Below are 23761 nucleotides of genomic sequence, written 5' to 3'. Positions count from 1 at the left end.
AGCGTAGGTGGGCGGCGGGGGTGCTCGGGACACGACACCACCGTCCGTACGATCGTGCACGACGAGGGAGGACCACCATGGCCGGTCACCGCATCTTCGGCACGAGCGTCGCGAGCGTGTACCCGCTGTACGTCGCCAAGGTCGAGCGCAAGGGCCGCGACGCGGCCGACGTCGACCGCGTCATCACGTGGCTCACCGGCTACGACGCCGACGGCCTGGCGCGCGCGCTGGCCGACGAGGTCACTTTCGAGGAGTTCTTCGCCGCCGCACCGCGCATGAACCCCGACGCGTCGCTCATCACGGGGCTGATCTGCGGCATCCGCGTCGAGGACGTCGAGGACCCGCTCATGCAGCGGATCCGGTACCTCGACAAGCTCGTCGACGAGGTCGCGCGCGGCAAGAAGATGTCGTCGATCCTGCGGGGGAGCGGCGCCGGCGCGGCGTGACGGCCGGCACACCCGACGGGCGCGATGCGGCGGCCCCGGGAACCACGAAGGCCCCCGCTCCGCGTCTCCACGGTGCAGGGGCCTTCAGGTCGCTGTCTCAACGAGTGTCCGGAGGGGGACTTGAACCCCCACGCCCTTGCGGGCACTAGCACCTCAAGCTAGCGCGTCTGCCATTCCGCCACCCGGACAGGTGGTCGTCGAGTGCCCTTCCGGGCGGCTCGGCGCGGCAGAAAACATACCACGGTGGCGGGGTGGTCCTTGCACCGGCACGTGCGCCACGCGCCGTGTGGGCGGGTCGTCGGGCCGCAGGTCGCCGCCGGGGGCAGACTGCACGTGACGGCGTTCACGACGGGCGGGAGGTCCAGGGCATGGGCGAGGCGGTAGGGGCCCGTTCGGCGGCCGGGGCCATCAGCCCCGCGGCCCGCAAGGTCGCGGGCGGACGGCGCAACGCGGCCGTGACGGGCCACGACGAGACCGCCCCGCGGTGGCTGCGCCGCTCGGCGGGGGTCTCGTGGCGTCTGCTCGTGGTGCTCGCGGCCGTCGTCGTCGTGTTCTACGCCACGTCGCGGGTGACGCTCCTCTTCGTCGCCGTGTTCCTCGCGCTCGTCTTCACGGCCGTGCTGCGGCCGCTGGTCGACGTCATGGACCGGGTGATGCCGCGCGGCCTGGCCACGGCCCTGTCGCTGCTCACCGGGATCCTGTTCTTCCTCGGCATGCTCACCTATGTCGGGTACTCGATCGCGACGCAGTGGGACAACCTCAGCAAGCAGTTCGCGACCGGCATCAACCAGATCACCGACTACCTCGAGAGCGGGTCGCTGCCGTTCACGATCACGAACGAGCAGATCGCCGAGTGGATCGACAACGGGCTCAAGTGGGTCCAGGAGCACGCGGGCGACCTCGCGAGCCAGGCCGCGGCCAGCGCCGGCTCCGTGGCCGTCGGGTTCACCGCGCTCGCGCTCGCGATCTTCTGCACGATCTTCTTCCTGGCGCGCGGGTCGTCGATGTGGACGTGGTTCCTCAACCAGCTCCCCGCCCGCAATCGCGAGACCTGGATGACCGCGGGAGCGGCCGGCTGGTACACGTTCTCCGGCTACACGCGCGGCACCGTGATCATCGCGTTCACCGACGGGATCCTCGCGTTCACGCTGCTCACGATCATGGGCGTGCCGCTCGCCGCGCCGCTCGCGGTGCTCGTGTTCATCGGCGCGTTCATCCCGCTCATCGGCGCACCGGCCGCCATGGTCGTCGCGATGATCGTCGCGCTCGCCGCGAACGGGCTGTGGTCGGCCGTCTTCGTGGGCGTCGGGATCGCGCTCATCGGGCAGCTCGAGGGGCACGTGCTGCAGCCGCTCATCATGGGCAAGCAGGTCTCCCTGCACCCCGTGGTCGTCGCGCTCGCGGTGACCGCCGGCACGCTCACCGCAGGCATCCTCGGCGCCGTGATCTCGGTGCCGCTGGTCGCCGTGGCGTGGGCCGTGTACTCGCACCTGCGCACGCTCGACCCGCCCATGGACGAGGGGGAGGACGACGCCGAGGACCCGCGGGACGCGCCCGGAGAGGACGCCCGCGGCGACTCCCGGGACGAGTCCCGCGACGGGCGGTCCGTCGCGACGCCGGCCGCTGCCGACTCCGCGTCCGTCGACCCCGCCGTGTCCCGTGCGCCGGACGGCGGACCTGGCGTCGGTCCGTCCTGACCCCGTCGGTCGTCCCCGGCAGCCTGACTCCGTCGGTCTGACCCGTGGCCGACCGCGGCGTTCGGCCGCTTCTCGCGTCCGGTGACCGGCAGAAGCCCGCGCTCGGCGGGTGGGCGCGGGTTCGGCCGGACCGCGCACGGTGCGATCGACGGGCGTGCGACGGGGCGTGCTGGCTGGGGTGGTGGGCCGCCGGGGCGAGGTGCTCAGGGGTATTGTCGTTCGAACAGGTGTTCGACTAGCATCGGGTCATGTCCGGGGCAACGATCCTGCACGCCGACCTCGACGCGTTCTACGCGTCGGTCGAGCAGCTGCTGGACCCGACGCTGCGCGGCCGCCCCATCGCCGTCGGTGGCAGCGCGCAGGGCGGTGTGGTGCTCGCCGCGTCGTACGAGGCCAAGGCGTACGGCGTCGCTGGCGGCATGCCGGGGTGGCGGGCCGCGCGGCTGTGCCCGCCGCTGCGGTTCGTGCCCGGGCGGTTCCGCGAGTACCAGCCGCTCGCCGACCGCGTCATGGAGATCCTCGGTGACGTCACGCCGGCGGTCGAGCGGATCTCGATCGACGAGGCGTTCCTCGACGTCTCCGGCTCGACGCACCTGTTCGGCCCGCCCGCGCAGATCGCGGCGCTGCTGCGCCGCCGCGTCCGCGCCGAGGTCGGCCTGCCGATCTCGGTGGGCGTCGCGCGCACCAAGCACCTCGCCAAGATCGCGTCGCAGGTCGCCAAGCCCGACGGCCTCGTCGTCGTCGAGCCCGAGCGCGAGCGCGCGTTCCTCGACCCGCTGCCCGTCGGACTCATGTGGGGCGTCGGGCCCGTCGCGCGCGAGCGGCTCGCGGAGCGCGGCATCACGACCATCGGCGAGCTCGCACGCACCCCGTCGGACGCCGTCGAGCGGATCCTCGGGCACGCGACCGGCGCACGCATGTCGGCCCTCGCGCACAACGACGACCCGCGCCGCGTCGCGGGGGCCGGGCGCGCGCGGTCGGTGGGGGCGCAGTCGGCGCTCGGGCGGCAGGTCGCGACGCCCGCGCTCGTGCGTGAGGTGCTCAGCCACCTCGCGGACCGGGTCGCCGGCCGGCTCCGGGCCAAGGGTCGCGCCGGGCGCACCGTGACCGTCCGGGTGCGGTTCCCCGGCATGCGGTCCGTCACGCGCTCGCTGACCCTGCCGGGGCCGGTCGCGACGACGCTCACCCTCACCGAGGTCGCCGAGCAGCTCGCGTGGCAGGCCATCCGTGACCAGCCCGGCCGCGACGTCGAGATCACGCTGCTCGCGGTGTCGGTCACCGGCATCGTCGAGCAGGAGGCGCTGCAGCTCGAGCTCGCGCTGCACCCCGACGACCCACGCCGCCCCGGCTCCGAGCACGGCGCGGCGCGCTGGGCCGTCGACCGCTCCGTCGACGCCGTGCGCGCGCGGTTCGGCGCCCACGCCGTCGGGTACCTGCCCGCCGCGATGCCGCGCCTGCACACGGTGCCGGACGAGTTCCGCGAGCTCGCCGAGAAGGACCGGTGATCCACCGCCGCCGCGGACGACGGCCGACCGCGGGGGCGAGGCGGCGCCCACGCGGCTCGCCGACGGCGTTCTGCCGTCAGCGGATCGGCCCGCGTGCGGCGATGCGCGTCGCTAGGTTCGGCTCATGGAGCCCCGTGCCGTGACGCTCACGCCTGCGCGCCGCCACCCGTCGTCGTGGCGGCGCACCATCGGCGCGCTCCTGCGGGCCGCCCGCGAGGAGCGTGCGCTGCGCCTCGTCGACGTCGCCGCTCGTGCGCGGCTCTCGCCCCAGTACCTGTCCGAGGTCGAGCGCGGACGCAAGGAACCGTCCTCCGAGGTGCTCGCCGCGCTCACCGACGCGCTCGGGCTGACCCTCGTCGACCTCGCGCACGGCATCGCCACCGCGCTCGACACTGACGCACGCACGACGCGCGACCGTGCACCGAGCAGGACGAACCGGGCCCACGACGGCCTCGCGCCCGGCGTCCGCGACGCCGCGCGCCGCACGTCCGACCGTCAGCCGCTCGACGACCGCAGGGACGTCGGACCGGGCGCGCTCGTGCTCCACGGGGCCGTCGTCGACGCCACGGCGTCCGCGCCCTTCGGGGACGCGCGGTCGGGCGCCGCGTCGTTCGGGGGCGCGTCGCTCCGGGACCTGCACGTCTTCCTCACCGGCGGCTTCACCGGTGGCCTCACCGTGGACGCGCTCAGCGGCGCCGGGCCGGCGGCGCCCGCCGCCGCGGTGCTGCTCGCCGCCTGACGCGCCGCCCGCCGCGGCGAGGCTGCGCGTCGGCGTCCGGGACCCCGGCGGCCCCGGACGCCGACGCCCTCACGCGTCGCGCGACGCGAGCACGTGGTCCGCGATGCCGTACGCGACCGCCTGCTCGGCCGTGAGCACCAGGTCACGATCGGTGTCGCGGCGCAGCGTCGCGACGTCCTTGCCGGTGTGCCGCGCGAGCACCTCCTCGAGCTGGCCGCGCACGCGCACCACCTCGTCCGCCGCGAGGATGAGGTCGGGGATCGTGCCCTCGCCGCGCGTCGACGGCTGGTGCAGCACCACGCGGCCGTGCGCCAGGACCGCGCGCCGCCCCGGTGCGCCGCCCGCCAGCAGGACCGCCGCGGTCGACGCGGCCTGACCGACGCAGATCGTCTCGACCGCGGGGCGCACGTACTGCATCGCGTCGTACACCGCGAGCATCGCCGACGGCGACCCGCCGGGGGAGTTCACGTACAGCCGGATCGGCTGCTCCGCCGACTCGGCCTCGAGGTGGATGAGCTGCGCGACCAGCACGTTCGCGACCCCGTCGTCGATCTCGGTGCCGAGGTAGACGATCCGCTCGGACAGCAGGCGGCTGAACACGTCGACGGACCGCTCGACGGCGCCGTGCCGCTCCAGCACGTTCGGCACCAGGTAGCCGCTCATGCGCCGAACCCCGTCCCGCCGATGCCGACGGCGCCGCGCAGCGTGCCCGACGGCCGGACGTCCGTGAGGCGCTCCGCGACCGCGTCGACGAACCCGTACGCGAGCGCCTCCTGCGCCGTGAACCACCGGTCGCGCAGCGAGTCCTCGCGCACGCGCTCGACGCTCTGGCCGGTGTGCTCCGCGATCAGGCCGAGCACCGTGTCGCGCGTGTGGCGCAGCTCGTCGGCCTGCAGCTCGACGTCGACGGCCGAGCCGCCGATCCCGGCGGAGCCCTGGTGCAGCAGCACGCGCGCGTGGGGCAGCGCGAAGCGCTTGCCGAGCGTGCCCGCCGAGAGCAGGAACTGCCCCGCGCTCGCGGCCGTGCCGACCGCGACGGTGCGCACGTCGTTGGGGACGAGCCGCATGACGTCGTGGATCGCGAGCATCGCCGCGACGGACCCGCCGGGCGAGCTGATCCACAGCGTGATGTCGGCGGTGGGGTCCTCGGTCGCGAGCAGCACGAGCTGGTGGCACAGGCGGTTGCCGACGTGCTCGTCGAGCGCGGTGCCCAGGACGAGGACGCGGTCGTGGGCGAGCCGCGCGAGCAGCTCGTCGTCGAAGGCGCTGGATCGGGTCTGCGTGGTCATGACCCCACCCTGCGCGCGCCGCGCACGCCCCGGAGTCCGGCGCTGCCGTGAGCGGATCCGCCGTCGGCAGCGTCGTCGCCGCGCCCTCACCACGGCGCCGGCGGCGGGTGCGTCAGACGGGCTGCGGCGTGCGGTGCGTGAGCTCGCGCAGCGCGTCCAGCAGGACGCGGTTGAACGCGGCGGGGGCGTGCGAGTTCACGTCGTGACCGGCGCGCGGCACGACCGTGAGCCGGGCGCCGGGCAGGGCCCGCAGGTAGCGGCGCTCGTCGAGCCGCAGCGGGTCGCGGGCCCCGTTGACGAGCCACACCGGCAGCAGCAGGCGGCGCAGGTCGCGCAGCGGCGAGTACCCGGCCATCGCGGTGAGCATGTCGGTCACGACGTGCCACGTGCCCTGGCCGAGGCCGAACCAGCGCGTCACGTGGTGCGCGCCGCGGCGGTACAGCGAGACCGGCTTGCCCCGGATCTCGGTCGAGCAGCCCGCGAGCACGACGCCCGCGATGCGCTGCTCGTACCGGCCCGCGTACGCGAGCGCGGTGTACCCGCCGAGCGAGAGCCCGACGAGCAGCGGCGGCTCGCCGCAGCTCGACACGGCGTCGTCGATCGCGCGCAGCGCACCCTCCAGCGTGAAGCGCTCGGAGGTGCGCGTCCCGTGGCCCGGCAGGTCGATCGCGTGGGTCGGGTGCCCGCTGGCACGCAGCGCGTCGACCTGGGGGGACCAGATGGCCGAGGACGTCCGGGTGCCGTGCACGAGCACGATGGGCCTGGCGATGACGGGACTCCTCGGGGCGGGACGACGATCAGGGGCCGACGCTACGCGCCGAACCTGGGTGCAGGGTGGGACTCACGGATCCTGCACGGCCTCCTCACAGTCGCGGCCGCCGCGCCGCGGACGCTCACAGGTGCGGTGCGCAGCGTCCCGCACCGAGCAGCGCGAGCCCCTCGCGGTCGCCGGGGCCCAGGGCCGTCTGGCGGACGTCGGCGGTCGGGTGCATGAGCTGACCGGGATCGTCGACGTGGGCCATCCCGACCACGTGCGCGAGCTCGTGCGTGACGACGGCCCGCGCGACGGCGGAGCCGTTCGGCGACGTGAGGAGCTCGGCGAGCTGCGGGGCGTCGAGCACCAGCTGCCCGCTGACGTAGACGGCGTACCCGTCGCCCACCACCGACGTGCCGCCGGCGCTGCCCGCGACGGTCCCCGCGAGGTCGGGGTGCTCGCCGGGGTCGGACCAGGCGACGAGGACGGGCGCCCAGCGGCGCCCGTACCGGTCGGGCTGGAAGGCCTCGCGGTCGGCTCGCGGTCCCTCGTCCGTCGCGCCGTCCGCGACGAACGTGAGGCCCGTGGCCGCCGCGACGTCGGCGAACGCCGCGGTCAGCAGCGCGTCGCCACCCGCGGGCGCGCCGTCGGGCCGCAGCACCCAGTGGATCGGGCGGCACGGGCTCCACGCCACGGGGCCGGTGCCGTCGTCCTGCGTCTGGAGGAAGGCGTAGGAGCCGGTGCTCGTCGACACGAGCGGCGGCAGGCCGAGCGGGACGCCCCGCTCCTCGAACCCGCGCGCGGGACCGGCGAGAGGGCCGTACGAGCGCGCCCACCACGTGACGGCCAGCAGCAGCGCGACGAGCACGACGCCCGTCGTCAGCAGGGCGGGCACGCGCGACCGGCGTGCGGGCGGCCCGCCCATCGCGCGCCGGATCGCGTCCGCCGACAGCGGCGCGGGTCCCGACGACACCTTCACGACCTCCCGGGGCGGGTTCCCCGGGGCGGGTCCCGCGCCGAGCCTCGCACGCGCGAGGGCCGCGCGGACAGGCCCGGACGGGTGGTGCCGTGCGCTGCGACCCGGCACCGGTCAGCCGTCGAGGACGCGGTGCAGCAGCCGCCTGGTCTGCTCGACGTACCCGCCGCCGAACAGCACCGCGTGCACGGCCACGGGGTAGAGCTGGTGCAGCGCCACCCGGTGCTGCCGGCCGCGGGGCAGCGGGTGCGCCTCGTGGTACCCGGCGAGCACGGCGTCGAGGTGCGGCAGGCCGAACAGCGCGAGCATCGCCAGGTCGCTCTCGCGGTGACCGCCGTGCGCCGCGGGGTCGATGAGCGTCGCGCCGTCGGCCGTCCACACGACGTTGCCCTGCCACAGGTCGCCGTGCACGCGGGCCGGTGGCTCGTCGTCGTCCCAGCGGCCGTCGCGCAGCGCGTCGACCAGGCGCGCGAACGCCGCGTCGTCCGCGGGCGTCGTGAGCCCCCGGTCGCGCAGCGTCGCGGCGACCGGGTCCAGGCGCTCCGTGGCGAGGAACGCGCCCCACGTCGCGTGCTCACCGGTCGTCATCGTGAGCGGCGCGTCGAGCGGGCCGAACCACGCGCCGCCCGACCAGCCGTCGGGTGGGGCGCCGAACGCCCGCGCGCCGGCGTCGTGCGTGCGCGCGAGAGCGGCGCCGAACGCGTGCGCGGCCGCGGCGGTGGGCTCCACCGGGTCGAGGCGCACGAGGTCGAGGTGGTGCTCGCCGACGTCGAGCACCTCGACGACGCGCGCGCCGTCCGCGGCGGTGAGCCACCGCAGGCCGGCGGCCTCGCACGCGAAGAACCCGGCGGGCGCGTCGGTGCGCTGCTTGCGGTGGACCGCGCGCGGCACGCTCACACCGCCGTCGTCGGGACGTGCAGGTGCTCGAAGACCAGGCTCGTCTGCGTGTGCGCGACCTCGGGGCGCGTGCTCAGGTGCTCGACGACGAACGCGCGCAGCGCACGCGAGTCGTGCACCGCGACGTGCAGCATCACGTCCTCCGTGCCGCCCAGCAGGTAGACGTCGCGCACCTCGGGGCGGGCCGCCAGGGTGCGTGCGAACGTGCCGAGCCGGGCGCGTGCCGCGGCCTGCAGCCGCACGGCGATGATGGCCTGGAGGCCGCGCCCGACGGCCTCGGGGTCGACCACGGCGTGGAACCCGCGCAGCACGCCGCGGGCGCGCAGCGCCGCGACGCGCGTGTGGCACGTCGAGGCCGCGACGCCGACGCGCTCGGCGAGGTCCTTGTTGGAGATGCGGCCGTCACGCTCGAGCTCGCGCAGCAGGGCCCGGTCCAGGTCGTCGAGCTCGCCGAAGGGCGTTCGGCGCTCACGGGGGACACGGGTCGCCTCCGACGAATCCTGTGCGTTCATGGTCCGACGTTACCGAAGATCATCCCGTCGTCATGCGTGCGCAACACACGAACTTCACACTTCAACGTGACGGGCATCACACCCGTCGCGGTGGTCGTCCCTTCGCGTCCCGCCGCACCGCCGCGCCCCGTCCTGAGGGCGCCCCCGGATCGGAGCACCGTCATGCAGGTCGGCATCCCGCGCGAGACCAAGAACCGCGAGTACCGCGTCGCGCTCACGCCCGCCGGGGCCCACCACCTCGTCGCATCCGGGCACGAGGTCCTCGTCGAGACCGGCGCCGGCGCGGGCTCCGCGATCGACGACGCCGACTACGCCGCCGCGGGTGCGCGGATCGTGCCCACCGCCGCCGACGCGTGGTCCGCCGAGCTCGTGTGCAAGGTCAAGGAGCCGGTCCCGGCGGAGTTCGGCTACCTGCGTGACGACCTCACGCTCTTCACGTACCTGCACCTGGCGGCCGACCGTGCCGGCACCGACGCGCTGCTCGCCGCCGGCACCACGGCCGTCGCGTACGAGACCGTGCAGCTCCCGGACGGCTCGCTGCCGCTCCTCGCGCCCATGAGCGAGGTCGCCGGGCGTCTCGCGACGCAGGTCGGCGCGTACCACCTCATGCGCAACGAGGGCGGCAGGGGCGTGCTGCTCGGCGGCGTGCCCGGTGTCGACGGCGCCAAGGTCGTCGTGCTCGGCGGGGGAGTCGTCGGCACCCACGCCGCGCAGATCGCCGTCGGCATGCGCGCCGACGTCACCGTGCTCGACCTGTCGCTGCCCCGGCTCCGCGAGCTCGACGACCTGTTCGGCGGACGCGTCCGGACGGTGGCGTCGTCCGCGTGGGCGATCGAGCGCGAGCTGCTCGACGCCGACCTCGTGGTCGGTGCGGTCCTGCTCCCCGGTGCCCGCGCGCCGCGTCTCGTGAGCAACGACCTCGTCTCCCGCATGCGCGCCGGTTCCGTGCTCGTCGACGTCGCGGTCGACCAGGGCGGCTGCTTCGAGGACACGCGCCCCACGACGCACGACGACCCCACGTTCCGCGTCCACGGCTCGGTGCTGTACTGCGTCGCGAACATGCCCGGCGCCGTGCCGGTCACCTCGACGCGAGCGCTCACCAACGCGACCCTGCCGTACCTCGCGGCCCTCGCGGACGGCGGCTGGCGCGCCGCCGTCACGGCCGACGCCGCGCTGGCCGGCGGCCTGACGACGCACGCCGGTGCGCTGCTGCACGCGCCCGTCGCGCACGCGCACGGGTACGTGTGGACGCCGCCGGCCGACGTCCTGCCCGCCACGTCCTCGCGTGCGCGCTGACCGTCCGCGCACGGGTCCGGGTCGGTACGCGCGCGCCGCACGACGCGCGGCCGCCCCGGACCGCGCCCGCGATCTGTGACGATGGGGCCATGACCTCCGACGCGCTGCCGCTCGACCCCGCCAACCCGTTCGCGCACGAGTCCGAGCTGCCCTACGGCCTGCCGGACTTCCGCGTGCTGCGCGAGGAGCACTTCCTCCCCGCGATCCGGGCGGGCATGGCCGAGCAGCTCGCCGAGGTCGAGGCGATCGCCACCGACCCCGCGGAGCCGACGGTCGAGAACACGCTCGAGGCGCTCGAGCGCACCGGTCGTCTGCTGACGCGCGCGGCGTCGGCGTTCTACGTGCAGTCCGGTGCCGAGTCCACGCCCGGGCTGCAGGAGATCGAGGAGCAGGTCGCCCCCGAGCTCGCCGCGCACGCCGACGCGATCTGGCTCGACGCGCGGCTGCACGCGCGCGTCGAGGCGCTCGCGGCCCGGCTCGAGGCCGACGGCACCGCGCTCGAGCCCGACACGGCCTGGCTGCTGGACCGCACGCGTCGCCGGTTCGCGCGCGCCGGCGTCGGCCTGCCCGAGGTCGACCAGGAGCGCCTGCGCGCCATCAACACCGAGATCACGTCGCTCGACGCGGCGTTCGGGCGCCTGCTGCTCGCGGGGGCCAACGCCGCCGCGGTCCTCGTGACCGACGAGGCCGAGCTCGACGGGCTCCCGCAGGACGCGCGCGACGCCGCGGCGCAGGCCGCGACCGCGCGCGACCACGAGGGCGCGTGGCTGCTCGAGCTGCAGCTCCCCACGCAGCAGTCGGTGCTGTCGTCGCTGCGCGACCGCGGCCTGCGCGAGCGCGTCATGACCGCGTCGCTCACGCGCGGCGCGGGCGGCGAGCACGACACGCGCGCCACCCTCCTGGGGCTCGTGCGGCTGCGGGCCGAGCGTGCGCGCCTGCTGGGCTTCGAGCACCACGCCGCGTACGTCGCGGCCGACGCGACCGCCGGGTCGTCCGACGCGGTCGCGCAGATGCTCGCGCGGCTCGCGCCCGCGGCCGTCGCGAACGCGCGCGCCGAGGGCGCGGAGCTCGAGGCCGCGCTGCGGGCCGACCACCCGGGCGCGACGCTCGAGCCCTGGGACTGGGCGTACTACGCCGAGCGCGTCCGGCAGGAGCGCCGCTCGCTCGACGAGTCCGCGCTGCGGCCGTACCTCGAGCTCGAGCACGTCATCGCCGACGGCGTGTTCCACGCCGCGAACCTGCTGTACGGGCTGACGTTCTCCGAGCGGCACGACCTCGTCGGGTACCACCCCGACGTGCGCGTGTTCGAGGTGTTCGACGCCGACGGCAGCGGCCTCGGCCTGTTCCTCGGCGACTGGTGGACGCGCCCCGCCAAGCGCGGCGGCGCCTGGATGAACTCGTTCGTCGAGCAGTCCACGCTGCTGGGCGACGCGCCGGTCGTCGTCAACAACCTCAACGTGCCGAAGCCGCCGCCGGGGCAGCCGACGCTGCTCACGTGGGACGAGGTCATCACGGTGTTCCACGAGTTCGGGCACGCGCTGCACGGGCTGCTGTCGCACGTGCGGTACCCGTCGCAGTCGGGCACGAACGTGCCGCGCGACTTCGTGGAGTACCCGTCGCAGGTCAACGAGATGTGGGCGTGGGACCCGCAGGTGCTGCGGTCGTTCGCGGTGCACCACGAGACCGGTGAGCCGATGCCGGAGGAGTGGGTCGAGACGCTGCTCGCGGCGCGTCAGGACGGCGAGGGCTTCGCGACGACCGAGTACCTGGCCGCGGCGCTGCTCGACCAGGCGTGGTACCGGCTCGCACCCGAGGAGGTGCCCACGGACCCCGCTGCGGTGGAGGCGTTCGAGGCCGCGGCGCTCGAAGCTGCCGGCGTGGCGTTCCCGCCCGTCCCGTCGCGCTACCGCACCTCGTACTTCAACCACATCTTCGGCAGCGGCTACGCCGCGGGCTACTACTCATACATCTGGTCCGAGGTCCTCGATGCCGACACCGTCGAGTGGTTCAAGGAGAACGGAGGCTTGCTTCGTCAGAACGGCGACACGTTCCGGACTCGACTCCTGGGTCGCGGAGGCTCTATCGAGCCGCTCAGTGCGTTCCGGGACTTCCGCGGACGTGACCCCGAGATCGGCCCCCTCCTGCGCCGACGCGGCCTGTAGGTGCGACACGCGTCGGTCGTTCGGTTCATGCATCCGAGGTGGTGAAGGCAGTATCCTCATCGGAACTACTACGGCCGTCGGGGGCTCAAGTGTTCACTGGACTTGAAGCGATTGCACTAGCGGCCGGCAAGGGCGCGGCGGCTGGAGCAGTGCGAGCAGCCGGGATCGGGGCGAAGAACGTACTGCGGAGCAGAAGGCGGGCGAAAATACGCGCGCTGAGCACCGGTCGGGCTGGTCAGGGCCGACGAGAGTGCATCGAGAATCTTGACGAAACCTCCAGCAGGGAACTTCTGCAGTTCTGCGACTCTGCGTCACTTGAGCACACAGCAACGTCCTTGGCGCGCTTATACCTGATCGAAGGGCATGGCAAGAAGGCCGAAGGGCTTGCCCGCTCGGTACGGAGTGAATTCGACGCTGCCCTCAGGCTCGCGATGGCTTCGGACGTCGACGACGCCGTATGCGACGCAATGTACGCGGCAATAAACGAGGTCGTTCTTCGAGAAGTTGAGCCACTCCTCGCTAAGCCGGACGTCGCGGTGACTCTTGAAGCCGAGATAACCAAGACAGTGGGCAGTCTCGCGGCGGCGAGCGCGCGGAACTCGCAGCTGCTGCGTGGCATAGCGAACATCGACGAACTGTACGCGTTTGAAGAGGACTATCGCGCCCAAGTCGCGGGCCTGCATGCAACGATGAAATTGCCACACGCTGGAACTACGCGTCAAGTGCCGTATCGACAGCTCTTTGTCGAGCCTAGGGTGCGCCTCAATGAGAAGCAGGCCGTTCATCGGCGCGGCGACGACGGTCTTCATCTGTCAGTCTCGCAGCTCATGCTGCTGGGCACGCGCGCTGTCGTCCTTGGGGATCCGGGAGGTGGAAAGTCGACACTCTCGCGAAAGCTTACCTACGACCTCGCTGCGGACGTGCCTAAATCGGGCGTACGGCGTACGCCTTTCTTCGTCGAACTGCGGGACTATGCCAGCGTTGTCCGCGGTAAGGACCGAACGACGCTAGTCGAGTATCTTGAAGCGTTGTGCAGATCTCCGTACAACATCGAACCCCCTACTGATGCCATCGAATGGCTCCTTCTGAACGATCGAGCCGTCGTAATCTTGGACGGCTTGGACGAACTGCTCGACACCGGCCTCCGCAAGGACGTCGTGCAAGCGGTCGAAGGGTTCGCGCACAGATATCCAACGTGCCCAATCATCGTCACCTCGCGGCGCGTGGGTTACAACGAGGCACCTTTGGACTCGATCCTTTTCCCATCGGTGCACCTCTCCGAGTTCACCGAAGCTCAGGTTCAGGACTACGTCAGGAAATGGTTCGCACTTGACGAAACGGTCGATGCGACCAGGCAGGACGCGCTTGCGGCATCGTTCATGGCAGACAGTACGTTCGTCGCGGACCTACGAATAAACCCGCTCATGCTCTCACTGATGTGCGGAATCTATGCGAGCGAGAACTATATTCCCCGCAACCGTCCCGACGTATACGAAAAGTGTGCGCTTCTGCTCTTCGAGCGCTGGGACAAGCAGCGGGGCATAACGGCTCCGCTATCGTTCGACGCGCACGTGCAGGCAGCCATGCGATCATTGGCTCTGTATATGTACAAGATCGACGCGGAGGGTGCGGACGCGGGAGGCATCGAACCCGGCGAGGGCATCCAGCGGGACCGTCTCGTTGAGTACATGAAGAATTACCTGCTTGAGAAGCGCTTCGATGATGAGCACTCCGCGGAAGCTGCTGCAAGCGAATTTATCGACTTCTGCAAAGGGCGCGCGTGGGTCCTGACCGATATCGGCTCGGACACCTACGGATTCACGCATCGCACCTTTCTTGAATATTTTGCGGCCAGTCAACTTGTTCGGGAGAACACGAGCGCCGCAGCGCTCTACGCGCAACTAGAACCCCATATTCGTTCCGGGGGCTGGGATGTCGTCGCGCAATTAGCAGTGCAGATTCTCGGGCGGTCGACAGAGGACGGGGCAGACGATTTCCTGGCGCTGGTGCTCGACAGTGTAGAGGGTGACTCTGCCGGGGACTACTATGCAGCTTCCTTCGCGGTTAGGGCGATGCAATTCGTGGTTCCGCGACCGGCGTTGGTGCGAGATTGCGTTGGTAAGGCGTTCGGGCTCCATGTTGAGGGCGCTCAGCTCATGGTGGAAGCTCGAGGTGCTGTTCGCGACGACCTTGGGCAGCGGCTGCTCAACGAGATGATGATCGTCTCGACGGAGAATGAGCCACGGGTCGGCGCGGTCCTCCGGCAACTACTTCGGGAGCGGCTCGAGCGCGACGAGACCGACAAGGCAGCCATCGCCGCAGCGCTTGCTCCCCTGTATCGATACTCTTCTCTAGTGCCTGTAAGTCGGTATTGGGTAGGTTGGGCGGGGGAGAACTTGAAGGAGTTCTCGTCGAGCGTATCGGCCGCGTCGCGATCGTTGCGGTGGGTGGCGGTCATGGAGATGGAGCGCGGTAACATCTCCGTGGACGATTTGTTCCGGTGGCATGGCGTGCATGCTCTTTATGCGTTCCGCGAGCCCGAGCGCTGGCGTCGAATGTCTCCGCCGTTCTTCTATCGCTTCCTCGTCATGCGGCGACGCGGTGGCTTTGATGGCGCCATCGGTTTTGCGAGCGCGAAAGTCGCCGAACGCCTGGAAGTCGATCTGGTGGACCGGTTGTCGCGTGCACAAACGCCCTGGTTGACGGCTCGAGCCGAACAATTGGGTTGGGCTTGGCTGCTCGAGCCTGACGGCGGGGTGGTTCTGTCTCGCGTGGGTGGGGTGGGAATCCTGCTCCTCCTTCCGCTTCTCGAGGCGCATGACGCTCGCGTCTCCAAGCGAGAGCCTGTTCTCCTAGTGTTGGCTGATTGGGCTAGTACCCTAACCGTGGCGCGTGAGCGCGGTGAGGTCACTGACGACGCAAGGGAACTGCTGGAAGCGAACTTCCCAGATGCGGAGTTCGCGAGGGCCTTCGTTGAGCGATGGATCCGTCGAGATTTGTCCGTCGTTGGCCCGCGTAAGCGAAAGTCGACTGACGCAGCCGCCGCATCGGGGCGGCGCCGCCGAGTGGAGCCTGCAGTTGCGCAAAGCGCGGAAGGCGCGCGTGAGGCGTAGTGATGACTTGCCTCTAGGTGAATATCGTAAGTTGGCTTTGTAGCAGCGTAACCGCAGGTCATTGGGGGTTCTCGGTGTTGGATGGATCGAGGCTAGTGTCTCGGGATTGCGTGGTTGGCTGGGACGAGGTCATCACGACGTTCCACGAGTTCGGGCACGCGCTGCACGGGCTGCTGTCGCACGTGCGGTACCCGTCGCAGTCGGGCACGAACGTGCCGCGCGACTTCGTGGAGTACCCGTCGCAGGTCAACGAGATGTGGGCGTGGGACCCGCAGGTGCTGCGGTCGTTCGCGGTGCACCACGAGACCGGTGAGCCGATGCCCGAGGAGTGGGTCGAGACGCTGCTCGCGGCGCGTCAGGACGGCGAGGGCTTCGCGACGACCGAGTACCTGGCCGCGGCGCTGCTCGACCAGGCGTGGTACCGCCTGACGCCCGAGCAGGTGCCGACCGACGTCGACGACGTCGAGCCGTTCGAGGCCGCCGCGCTCGACGTCGTCGGGCTCGCGTACGCGCCGGTGCCGCCGCGGTACCGCACGACGTACTTCAACCACATCTTCGGCTCGGGCTACTCGGCCGGGTACTACGCGTACATCTGGTCCGAGGTGCTCGACGCCGACACGGTCGAGTGGTTCGCCGAGAACGGCGGCCTGCGCCGCGAGAACGGCGACACGTTCCGCACCCGCCTGCTCGCACGCGGCGGGTCGATCGACCCGCTGCGGTCGTTCGCCGACCTGCGCGGCCGCGCGCCCGACATCGCACCGCTGCTCGCGCGTCGCGGCCTGACGGGGGCGTCGGCGTGACCGCCGCTGCGCCGGGGGCCGTGCCCACCGCCGCGGACGAGGTCGTCGACCTGTGCCGCGAGCTCATCCGCTTCGACACCACCAACCCGGGCGACGGCACGGGGCCGGGGGAGCGCGCGGCCGCCGAGTACGTCGTCGGCCTGCTGCAGGACGTCGGGCTCGAGCCCGAGCTGTTCGAGAGCGCGCCCGGCCGGGCCAACGTCGTCGTGCGCCTCGAGGGTGCCGACGCGTCCCGCCCTGCGCTGGTGGTGCACGGGCACCTCGACGTCGTACCCGCGCACGCGCCGGACTGGTCGGTCGACCCGTTCGCGGGCGAGCTGCGCGACGGCCTGGTGTGGGGCCGCGGCGCGGTCGACATGAAGGACATGGACGCGATGGTCCTGGCGGTCGTGCGGCAGATGGTCCGCGAGGGCCGCAGGCCCGCGCGCGACGTCGTGCTCGCGATGTTCGCCGACGAGGAGGCCGGCGGCCGGTACGGCGCGCACTGGGCGGTCGAGCACCGCCCCGAGCTGTTCGCGGGCGCGACCGAGGCCGTCAGCGAGGTCGGCGGCTTCTCTGTCGACGTCGCCGGGCGGCGCGTCTACCTGCTGCAGACCGCCGAGAAGGGCCTGGCGTGGCTGCGGCTCGTCGCACAGGGGCGCGCGGGCCACGGCAGCCAGGTCAACGCCGACAACGCCGTGACGCACCTCGCCGCGGCCGTCGCGCGCATCGGCGAGCACGCGTGGCCGCTCGAGCTCACGCCGACCGTGCGCGCGCTGCTCGAGGGCGTCGCGGACCTCACGGGCCTGCCGTTCGACCCCGAGGACCCGCAGGGCGTCGACGCGCTCGTGGACGCCCTCGGGCCGGCGTCGCGCTTCGTCGGCGCCACGCTGCGGCACACCACCAACCCGACGCGCCTCGCGGCCGGGTACAAGGAGAACGTCATCCCCGGCGGCGCGACCGCGTCGATCGACGGCCGGTTCCTGCCCGGGCGCTCCGAGGAGTTCGACGCGACGCTCGCGACGCTCCTCGGCCCGCACGTGCGCGCCGAGGACCTCGTGCGCGACACCGGGCTCGAGGTGCCCTTCGAGGGTGCGCTCGTCGACGCGATGGTCGCGGCCGTCGTCGCCGAGGACCCGGGCGCCACCGTGCTGCCCTACATGCTCTCGGGCGGCACGGACAACAAGTCGCTGTCCCGCCTGGGCATCACGGGCTACGGCTTCGCACCGCTGCGCCTGCCCGCCGACCTCGACTTCGCGGGCATGTTCCACGGCGTCGACGAGCGCGTCCCCGCCGACGCGCTCGTGTTCGGCACGCGCGTCCTGGACCGGTTGCTCGCGACCTGCTGAGCCGGCGCCGACGGCCCCGGGGCCGGGGCCGTCGGCGTACCCCCGGGGCCGTCGGCGCAGGTCAGCCGACGGTCTCGGGCAGCGTCGAGCGCACCCGGATGATCTTGCGCCGCAGCCACACGCGCCGCTCGCCGCCGGCGTACAGGCGTGTGCGGGCGAGCTCCCACCGGCCGTACTCGGCCTCGTCGGTGAGCATGCGCCGGGCGTCGTTGCGCGACGTGCTGCGCGGGATCGTCAGCATGCGGTACTCCCACTGCCCGCCCTGCGTCGCCCAGTCGCTGCGCCTGCGTGCCGTCATCGCCCCACCTCGTCCCGTCGCGTCGTGACGACGGCACGACCAGCCGTCGCGGTGGCCGCCCCGTCGGTGCAGATGCGGTGCCATTGTGCCCCGCGCGGCGCTACGGTCGTGCCATGACCGTGGACCCGCGCGCCGCCCTCGACCGTCTGGTGGCCGCCCTCGAGGCGCACTACGCCGCCGTCGCCGCCAAGCACGACGACGACGACCCCGCCGTCGACGACGCGTACGACGTGCTCGCCGACGCGTTCGAGGTCTACGACGACGCGCTCGGCACGGTGCACGGCGAGGCGACGCCGTTCTACCTGGCCGAGGAGGACGACGACGACCTCGACGACGAGGACGACGAGGACCACCACGACGACGACCTCGACGAGGACGACGACGAGGACGAGGACGACGACGAGGACGACGATCTCGCCGACGTCCGGCACTGACCGCTGCGGCCGAGCGGCACACCCGCAGCACCACCGCCCGAAGGCATCCGGCCGCCCCGACCCCTCGCCCCGACTCCCCGGGGCGAGGGCGCTCAGCGGCCGGGGCGCTCGGGGTAGCTCGCGGCGGGGGCCGTGATCTCGTCGAGCGCCACCGTGATCTCGGGCGGCAGGCGCAGGTCCTCCACCGCGAGCGCACCGCGCAGCTGTGCAGCCGTGCGCGCTCCGACCACGGCGGACGCGACGCCCGGACGTGACGTCACCCACGCGAGCGCGACCTCGAGCGGCGCCCGCTCGAGCCCGGCGGCCGCGGTGACGACCGCGTCCACGACGCCCGCCGCGTCGGCCGTCAGGTACGGCTGCACGAACCCGGCGAGGTGCGCCGTGGCGGCCCGCGAGTCCGACGGGATGGTCCGGCGGTACTTGCCCGTGAGCACGCCGCGCCCGAGCGGCGACCACGCGAGGAGCCCCGCACCCAGCGCCGCGCACGCGGGCAGCACCTCGCGCTCGACGCCCCGCTGCAGCAGCGAGTACTCGGCCTCGACCGCCGCGAGGCCCGGGTCGTCGCCCAGCAGCGTCGCGACGCGCGCGACCTGCCAGCCGGCGTGGTTCGACAGGCCGACGTAGCGCGCCTTGCCCGTCTGCACGGCGTGCCGCAGCGCCGAGACCGTCTCCTCCAGCGGGGTGCGGGGGTCGGGGGTCGCGAGCCACAGGTCCACGCGGTCGGTCCGCAGACGGCGCAGCGAGGCGTCGAGCGAGTCGAGCAGCGCGCCGCGGGACGCGTCGACGGTCGCGCCGGCGGTGGTGCGACGCACGCCCGCCTTCGTGCAGATCACCACGTCGTCGCGGTCCACGACGTCGCCCAGCAGCGTTCCGAGCAGCTCCTCGGCGCCACCGTCGGCGTACGCGGCCGACGTGTCGACGAACGTGCCGCCCGCCTCGGCGAAGTCGCGCAGCTGGTCGGCGGCCTCGTGGTCGTCGGTGTCGCGGCTCCACGTCAGCGTGCCCAGGGCCAGCGAGGACACGCGCAGGCCCGTGCGGCCCAGACGGCGGAGCTCCATGGCTCGCCACCCTAGCCGCGCGGAGCGCCGGTCCCGTGCGTGACGTGCCGCCACCGTGCGGCGCTATCGTTGCGCCTCGTGACGACGGGCATCGGAACTGGTGAGGCGATCCTGCTCGGCCTGGTGCAGGGGCTCACCGAGTTCCTTCCCGTGTCGTCGAGCGCGCACCTGCGGATCGTGGGCGAGCTCGTGGGCTCCGGGGACCCGGGCGCCGCCTTCACGGCGATCACGCAGCTCGGCACCGAGACGGCCGTGCTGCTGTACTTCCGCCGGGACATCAAGCGCATCGTGCTCGCGTGGTGGGCCGCCGTGCGGGGTGCGTACGGCACCGACTGGCGCAGCCGCCTGGGCCTGCCCGCCGGCCGACCGGCCGACCACGACGCGCTCATGGCGTGGTTCATCACCCTGGGCACCGTGCCCATCGTGGTGCTGGGCCTGGCGTTCCAGGACGCCATCGAGCGGCCCTTCCGCAACCTGTGGCTCGTCGCCGCGACCCTCGCGGTCTTCGCGCTCGTCCTGGGCTGGGCGGACAAGGTGGGGGAGAAGCGCCGCGCGCTCGACGAGCTGACTCCCCGGCACGCGCTCGCGTTCGGGTTCTGGCAGGCCCTCGCTCTGGTGCCGGGCGTCTCGCGCTCGGGCGGCACGATCACCGGCGGTCTGCTGATGGGCTACACGCGCGAGGCCGCGGCCCGGTACTCGTTCCTGCTCGCGATCCCCGCGGTGTTCGGCTCGGGGCTGTTCCAGCTGGTCAAGAGCCTGGGCGACTTCGGCAGCGCGGGCACGCCGGGTGCGGGCGCGACGCTGGTCGCGACGCTCGTCGCGTTCGCGATCGGGTACGTCGTGATCATCGCGTTCCTCAAGATCGTCTCGACGTTCAGCTACAAGCCGTTCGTGTACTACCGGCTCGGGCTGGCCGCCCTCGTCGTGCTGCTGCTCCTGACGGGCGTCCTCGAGCCGGTCAGCGAGCTCACGAGCGTCTGACGCGTCAGAGCCACCCCGAGCGTCGGAACGCGCGCCACAGCGCCACGCACGCGCCGGCCATGACGGCCAGCGCGAGCGGGTAACCGAACGTCCACGAGAGCTCCGGCATGTGCTGGAAGTTCATGCCGTAGATCCCCGCGACGAGCGTCGGGACCGTGATCATCGCGGCCCACGCCGAGATCTTGCGCATGTCCTCGTTCTGCTGCACCGACACCTGCGCGAGGTGGACCGCGAGCATGTCGCCCAGCAGCGAGTCGTGCGCGTCGAGGTGCCGGTCCACGCGGTCGACCGACGCCTCGACGCGGCGCAGCCACTCCGGACGTCGCGACGTGCGCTCGGCGGCCCCGACGAGCTCGGGCAGCGCCGCGCCGACCGGACCGAGCGCCCGGCGCGCCTCGGCGATCTCGCGCTTGAGGTCGTACAGGTCGGCCAGCACGTCGCGCCGCGGGTGCTGCGAGAACACGGTGCGCTCGACGCGCGCGACGGCGTCGCCGATCTCGGTCTCGACCTCGCCGGCGTTCTGCGTGAGCGTCAGCAGCACGGTGGCGAGCACCGCGTGCTCGCAGTCGTCGGGGTCGGGCAGGTCGTCCTCGAGCCGCTCGGCGGCCGTGGCCAGCACACCCGCGTCGCCCTGCTCGGTCATGACGACCAGACCGGGGTGGACGACCCCGGTGATCCAGCCGGTGTGCACGTCGGCCGTGCGGCCGACGAACGACACCGTCGGCGCCGTGAGCACGATCGTGTCGTCCCGCCCGCGCAGCACCTTGGCCCGAGGGTGGCCCTCGCGGTGCACGTGGTGCGCGAGCAGGCGCACCGCCCGGTCGTCGGGGCCGAGCGTGCGCGCCGCCGTCAGGAGGCCGTCGAGGTCGTCGGTCACGACCCACGTCGTGCGCACGTCGTCGGGCAGGTCGGCGAGGTCGAGCTCCCCGTCGGCGTCCGGCTCGACCCGCAGCCAGGTCCCCGTGCGCTCGACCCACGCCCGCCCGCGGACCTGCGTCGACGTCCGGGACCTGCCGCCGTCGGCCACCTCGTGGCCCGTTCCGTGCTGCGTCACCCGCCCATTGTGCGTCCGCAGTCCCCGGGCGTGGCGGTTAGGCTTCCGGCGTGCTGACCTGGCCCGCTCCGCAGATCCCGCAGCTACCCGGGACCGGTGACCCGGTCCGCCTCCTGGACACCTCGTCCGGCGACCTCGTCGTCGCCGCCCCGGGAGCCTCCGCGCGCCTGTACGTCTGCGGCATCACGCCCTACGACGCCACCCACATGGGCCACGCCGCGACGTACGTCGCGTTCGACGTGCTCGTGCGGGCGTGGCGCGACGCCGGGCAGCGCGTCACGTACGCCTCGAACGTCACGGACGTCGACGACCCGCTGCTGGAGCGCGCGACCGCGACGGGTGTCGACTGGCGCGCGCTCGCGGCCGACCAGACGGCGCTGTTCGCGTCGGACATGACGGCCCTCGGCGTCGTCCCGCCCGACGTGTACCGCGGGGTCGTCGAGTCGGTGCCGCAGGTCGCCGCGGCGGTGCGCACGCTCCTCGAGCGCGGCGCCGCGTACCGGCTCCCCGCGCCGGACGGCGGCGACGACGTCTACGCGGACCTCGCCGCGGACCCGGCGTTCGGCACCGTCGCGCGGCTCGACGACGCGACCATGCTCGCGCTGAGCGCCGAGCGCGGCGGCGACCCGGACCGGCCCGGCAAGCGGTCGCCCCTCGACCCGCTGCTGTGGCGCGCCGAGCGGCCCGGCGAGCCGGCGTGGGACGCCCCCGGCGTGGGACGTGGCCGGCCCGGCTGGCACGTCGAGTGCGCGGTCATCGCGTCCGACGGCCTGGGCGCGCCCTACGACGTCCAGGGCGGCGGCTCCGACCTGGTGTTCCCGCACCACGAGTGCAGCGCGTCGCACCTGCGGCTGCTCGACGACGGGCAGGCCGCGCGCGTGCACGCGCACGCCGGCATGGTCGGCTACGAGGGTCACAAGATGAGCAAGTCGCGCGGCAACCTCGTGCTCGTGTCACGACTGCTCGCGCAGGGCGTCGACCCGATGGCGGTGCGCCTCGCGGTCCTCGCGCACCGGTACCGCGAGGACTGGGAGTGGACCGACGCGGGCCTCGCGCAGGCGCGCGAGCGCGTCGTCACGTGGCGGCGCGCGATGTCCGGCAACGGCGGTCCGGACGCGACGCCGGTCCTGGCGGGCGTGCGCGCGGCCGTCGCCGACGACCTCGACACGCCGCGCGCGATCGCGGTGGTCGACGCGTGGGCGGCGGCCTCTCTCGCCGGGCAGGGCCCGACGCACGAAGGTGCGCCCGGTGTCGTCGCGCGCGCCGTCGACGCGCTGCTCGGCGTCCGGCTCTGACGACCTCGTCGCGACACGACGCCACGCCCGCGCCGACCGGCGCGGGCCTCGCGCAGGTGGACCGGACCGGTCAGCCGCCGGTGCCCTTGTCGCGGCGACGCAGGTAGCGCTCGAACTCCTGCGCGATGGCCTCGCCGCTCGCCTCCGGGAGCTCGACGGTGTCCTTCGCCTCCTCGAGCTGGCGCACGTACTCGCCGATCTCGGAGTCGTCGCCCGCGAGCTCGTCGACGCCGTGCTGCCAGGCCTCCGCGTCGTCGGGCAGGTCGGCCAGCGGCACGGGCTCGCCGAGCAGGGTCTCGATGCGGTGCAGGATCGCGAGCGTCGCCTTGGGCGACGGGGGAGCGGCGACGTAGTGCGGCACCGCCGCCCACAGCGACAGCGCCTGCAGGCCGCGCACACCGGCCTCGTGCTGCAGCACGCCGACGATGCCCGTCGGGCCCTCGTACGTGTTGGGCTCCAGGCCGAGCAGCTCGCGCACCTCCTCGTCCTCGCTCGTCGCGTTCACGGGGATGGGCCGGGTGTGCGGCACGTCGGCGAGCAGCGCGCCGACCGTGACGATCGTGCGCACGTTCAGGCCGGCGGCGATGTCGAGCAGCTCGCTGCAGTAGCGGCGCCACCGCATCGACGGCTCGATGCCGTGCACGAGCACCACCTGGCGCCCGGTGCGCGGCGTCGTCGCGACCGCGACCGCCGTCGTCGGCCACGTGATCTCCCGCGTGCCGTCGGGGCCGGGGCCGACCACGGGGCGGTTCACCTGGAAGTCGTGGTACTCCTCCGGGTCGAGCTCGTCGACCTGCTCGGCGCCCCACACGTCGTGCAGGTGCTCCAGGGCCGCGGTCGCGGCGCTGCCCGCGTCGTTCCACCCCTCGAAGGCCGCGAGCAGGACGGTCTCGCGGGCCGGGAGGTCGGGTGCTGCGTGCTCGCTCACGGTCCCAGCCTAGGGCTGGCCCGGTCACGGAGCGGCGTGACACCGCCGTCCGGGTGGCTCGGCGCACCGCGTCGTGGTGCCGGCGTGGCACCGCTCACGTTCGTCCCCGCGGCGGTGGCGCCCCGCGGACGAGCGGGCATGATGGGCGCGGACCGTGCGGTCCGCCCCCACCCGTCCCGAGCCCGGAGGCCGTCCTGAG

21 protein-coding genes, 1 tRNA gene and 1 pseudogene are annotated in these 23761 nt (G+C 73.1%); 12 read left to right on the top strand and 11 right to left on the bottom strand.

Annotated features, from left to right (window positions below; genetic code table 11):
- Positions 1-77: 77 nt before the first annotated feature.
- Positions 78-446: a DUF2200 domain-containing protein gene (locus tag ATM99_RS12950; RefSeq protein WP_062103299.1), complete on the top strand. Its 369-nt coding sequence runs from the start codon at positions 78-80 to the stop codon at positions 444-446.
- A gap of 105 nt (positions 447-551) precedes the next feature.
- Here the strand turns inward: ATM99_RS12950 and ATM99_RS12945 are convergent.
- Positions 552-634: transfer RNA gene (locus ATM99_RS12945), tRNA-Leu, on the bottom strand.
- A gap of 180 nt (positions 635-814) precedes the next feature.
- On the opposite strand from ATM99_RS12945, the gene ATM99_RS12940 reads away from it, so the two are divergent.
- The 3 genes from ATM99_RS12940 to ATM99_RS12930 all read left to right on the top strand — a co-directional run bounded on the left by ATM99_RS12940 (position 815) and on the right by ATM99_RS12930 (position 4387).
- On the top strand, positions 815-2143 hold the full coding sequence (locus tag ATM99_RS12940) for an AI-2E family transporter (protein WP_082659715.1): 1329 nt from the start codon (positions 815-817) through the stop codon (positions 2141-2143).
- Positions 2144-2391: 248 nt separating this feature from the next.
- A complete protein-coding gene (dinB, locus tag ATM99_RS12935; protein WP_062103298.1) occupies positions 2392-3648 on the top strand; it encodes a DNA polymerase IV in 1257 nt (418 codons plus the stop codon).
- 124 nt (positions 3649-3772) lie between these two features.
- Positions 3773-4387, top strand: coding sequence for a helix-turn-helix domain-containing protein (locus ATM99_RS12930; protein WP_062103297.1), 615 nt, complete (start codon positions 3773-3775; stop codon positions 4385-4387).
- 69 nt (positions 4388-4456) lie between these two features.
- On the opposite strand, the gene ATM99_RS12925 is transcribed toward ATM99_RS12930, so the two are convergent.
- From ATM99_RS12925 to ATM99_RS12900, 6 genes are all read right to left on the bottom strand, one after another.
- Complete coding sequence (locus ATM99_RS12925; RefSeq protein ID WP_046528531.1) at positions 4457-5050, bottom strand: ClpP family protease; 594 nt, start codon at positions 5048-5050, stop codon at positions 4457-4459.
- Complete coding sequence (locus ATM99_RS12920; RefSeq protein ID WP_062103296.1) at positions 5047-5676, bottom strand: ClpP family protease; 630 nt, start codon at positions 5674-5676, stop codon at positions 5047-5049. Before ATM99_RS12920 ends, ATM99_RS12925 begins: the two co-directional genes overlap by 4 nt.
- 112 nt (positions 5677-5788) lie before the next feature.
- The gene (locus ATM99_RS12915; RefSeq protein ID WP_223305054.1) at positions 5789-6424 is read right to left on the bottom strand and encodes an alpha/beta fold hydrolase; all 636 of its coding nucleotides are present in this window, start codon (positions 6422-6424) and stop codon (positions 5789-5791) included.
- 145 nt (positions 6425-6569) lie between these two features.
- Positions 6570-7403: a matrixin family metalloprotease gene (locus tag ATM99_RS12910; protein WP_150118282.1), complete on the bottom strand. Its 834-nt coding sequence runs from the start codon at positions 7401-7403 to the stop codon at positions 6570-6572.
- A 117-nt stretch (positions 7404-7520) separates the two neighbouring features.
- Entirely contained in the window at positions 7521-8297 is a 777-nt protein-coding gene (locus ATM99_RS12905; protein ID WP_062103304.1) for a fructosamine kinase family protein, read from the bottom strand.
- Positions 8298-8299: 2 nt separating this feature from the next.
- Positions 8300-8815 carry an Lrp/AsnC family transcriptional regulator gene (locus ATM99_RS12900; RefSeq protein WP_062103293.1) on the bottom strand — a complete coding sequence of 172 codons (516 nt, stop codon included), beginning with the start codon at positions 8813-8815 and terminating at the stop codon, positions 8300-8302.
- Positions 8816-8977: 162 nt separating this feature from the next.
- On the opposite strand from ATM99_RS12900, the gene ald reads away from it, so the two are divergent.
- From ald to ATM99_RS12870, 5 genes and pseudogenes are all read left to right on the top strand, one after another.
- Positions 8978-10111 (top strand): alanine dehydrogenase, encoded by a 1134-nt coding sequence (gene ald, locus ATM99_RS12895; RefSeq protein WP_062103303.1) that lies wholly within the window; start codon positions 8978-8980, stop codon positions 10109-10111.
- An 89-nt stretch (positions 10112-10200) separates the two neighbouring features.
- Positions 10201-12273 (top strand): M3 family metallopeptidase, encoded by a 2073-nt coding sequence (locus ATM99_RS12890; protein WP_062103292.1) that lies wholly within the window; start codon positions 10201-10203, stop codon positions 12271-12273.
- A 335-nt stretch (positions 12274-12608) separates the two neighbouring features.
- Positions 12609-15386, top strand: a complete 2778-nt coding sequence (locus tag ATM99_RS12880) for an NACHT domain-containing NTPase (RefSeq protein ID WP_082659713.1) — start codon at positions 12609-12611, stop codon at positions 15384-15386.
- 119 nt (positions 15387-15505) lie between these two features.
- Positions 15506-16186 (top strand): annotated as a pseudogene (locus tag ATM99_RS12875) (M3 family metallopeptidase); the annotation flags it as partial.
- A gap of 20 nt (positions 16187-16206) precedes the next feature.
- On the top strand, positions 16207-17514 hold the full coding sequence (locus tag ATM99_RS12870; protein ID WP_255356818.1) for a M20/M25/M40 family metallo-hydrolase: 1308 nt from the start codon (positions 16207-16209) through the stop codon (positions 17512-17514).
- Positions 17515-17575: 61 nt separating this feature from the next.
- On the opposite strand, the gene ATM99_RS12865 is transcribed toward ATM99_RS12870, so the two are convergent.
- A complete protein-coding gene (locus ATM99_RS12865) occupies positions 17576-17812 on the bottom strand; it encodes a DUF5703 family protein (protein ID WP_046528524.1) in 237 nt (78 codons plus the stop codon).
- 113 nt (positions 17813-17925) lie between these two features.
- On the opposite strand from ATM99_RS12865, the gene ATM99_RS12860 reads away from it, so the two are divergent.
- Complete coding sequence (locus tag ATM99_RS12860; protein WP_062103288.1) at positions 17926-18246, top strand: hypothetical protein; 321 nt, start codon at positions 17926-17928, stop codon at positions 18244-18246.
- A gap of 92 nt (positions 18247-18338) precedes the next feature.
- Here the strand turns inward: ATM99_RS12860 and ATM99_RS12855 are convergent, their stop codons facing one another.
- A complete protein-coding gene (locus ATM99_RS12855; protein ID WP_062103287.1) occupies positions 18339-19304 on the bottom strand; it encodes an aldo/keto reductase in 966 nt (321 codons plus the stop codon).
- 78 nt (positions 19305-19382) lie between these two features.
- Between ATM99_RS12855 and ATM99_RS12850 the strand changes: the two genes are divergently transcribed.
- Entirely contained in the window at positions 19383-20285 is a 903-nt protein-coding gene (locus ATM99_RS12850) for an undecaprenyl-diphosphate phosphatase (protein WP_082659709.1), read from the top strand.
- Positions 20286-20289: 4 nt separating this feature from the next.
- On the opposite strand, the gene ATM99_RS12845 is transcribed toward ATM99_RS12850, so the two are convergent.
- Positions 20290-21339, bottom strand: a complete 1050-nt coding sequence (locus ATM99_RS12845) for a CorA family divalent cation transporter (protein WP_062103286.1) — start codon at positions 21337-21339, stop codon at positions 20290-20292.
- A 50-nt stretch (positions 21340-21389) separates the two neighbouring features.
- Here ATM99_RS12845 and mshC point away from each other — a divergent pair, with 50 nt between their 5' ends.
- Positions 21390-22634, top strand: coding sequence for a cysteine--1-D-myo-inosityl 2-amino-2-deoxy-alpha-D-glucopyranoside ligase (gene mshC / locus ATM99_RS12840; protein ID WP_062103285.1), 1245 nt, complete (start codon positions 21390-21392; stop codon positions 22632-22634).
- A 70-nt stretch (positions 22635-22704) separates the two neighbouring features.
- Here the strand turns inward: mshC and ATM99_RS12835 are convergent, their stop codons facing one another.
- Positions 22705-23562 carry a PAC2 family protein gene (locus ATM99_RS12835; protein ID WP_062103284.1) on the bottom strand — a complete coding sequence of 286 codons (858 nt, stop codon included), beginning with the start codon at positions 23560-23562 and terminating at the stop codon, positions 22705-22707.
- Between the last annotated feature and the right edge of the window lie 199 nt (positions 23563-23761).

The sequence above is a fragment of the Cellulomonas sp. B6 genome (assembly GCF_001462455.1).
Classification (GTDB): domain Bacteria; phylum Actinomycetota; class Actinomycetes; order Actinomycetales; family Cellulomonadaceae; genus Cellulomonas.
The sequence above is the reverse complement of the archived record's forward strand: the minus strand, read 5'-3'. Positions and strand labels throughout refer to the sequence as shown.

Bases quoted from the DNA above. Each gene is read 5' to 3' on its own strand.
- ATM99_RS12950 (WP_062103299.1), top strand. From the start codon at position 78: ATGGCCGGTCACCGCATCTTCGGCACGAGCGTCGCGAGCGTGTACCCG.
- ATM99_RS12940 (WP_082659715.1), top strand. From the start codon at position 815: ATGGGCGAGGCGGTAGGGGCCCGTTCGGCGGCCGGGGCCATCAGCCCC.
- dinB (WP_062103298.1), top strand. From the start codon at position 2,392: ATGTCCGGGGCAACGATCCTGCACGCCGACCTCGACGCGTTCTACGCG.
- ATM99_RS12930 (WP_062103297.1), top strand. From the start codon at position 3,773: ATGGAGCCCCGTGCCGTGACGCTCACGCCTGCGCGCCGCCACCCGTCG.
- ATM99_RS12925 (WP_046528531.1), bottom strand. From the start codon at position 5,050: ATGAGCGGCTACCTGGTGCCGAACGTGCTGGAGCGGCACGGCGCCGTC.
- ATM99_RS12920 (WP_062103296.1), bottom strand. From the start codon at position 5,676: ATGACCACGCAGACCCGATCCAGCGCCTTCGACGACGAGCTGCTCGCG.
- ATM99_RS12900 (WP_062103293.1), bottom strand. From the start codon at position 8,815: ATGAACGCACAGGATTCGTCGGAGGCGACCCGTGTCCCCCGTGAGCGC.
- ald (WP_062103303.1), top strand. From the start codon at position 8,978: ATGCAGGTCGGCATCCCGCGCGAGACCAAGAACCGCGAGTACCGCGTC.
- ATM99_RS12890 (WP_062103292.1), top strand. From the start codon at position 10,201: ATGACCTCCGACGCGCTGCCGCTCGACCCCGCCAACCCGTTCGCGCAC.
- ATM99_RS12865 (WP_046528524.1), bottom strand. From the start codon at position 17,812: ATGACGGCACGCAGGCGCAGCGACTGGGCGACGCAGGGCGGGCAGTGG.
- ATM99_RS12860 (WP_062103288.1), top strand. From the start codon at position 17,926: ATGACCGTGGACCCGCGCGCCGCCCTCGACCGTCTGGTGGCCGCCCTC.
- ATM99_RS12855 (WP_062103287.1), bottom strand. From the start codon at position 19,304: ATGGAGCTCCGCCGTCTGGGCCGCACGGGCCTGCGCGTGTCCTCGCTG.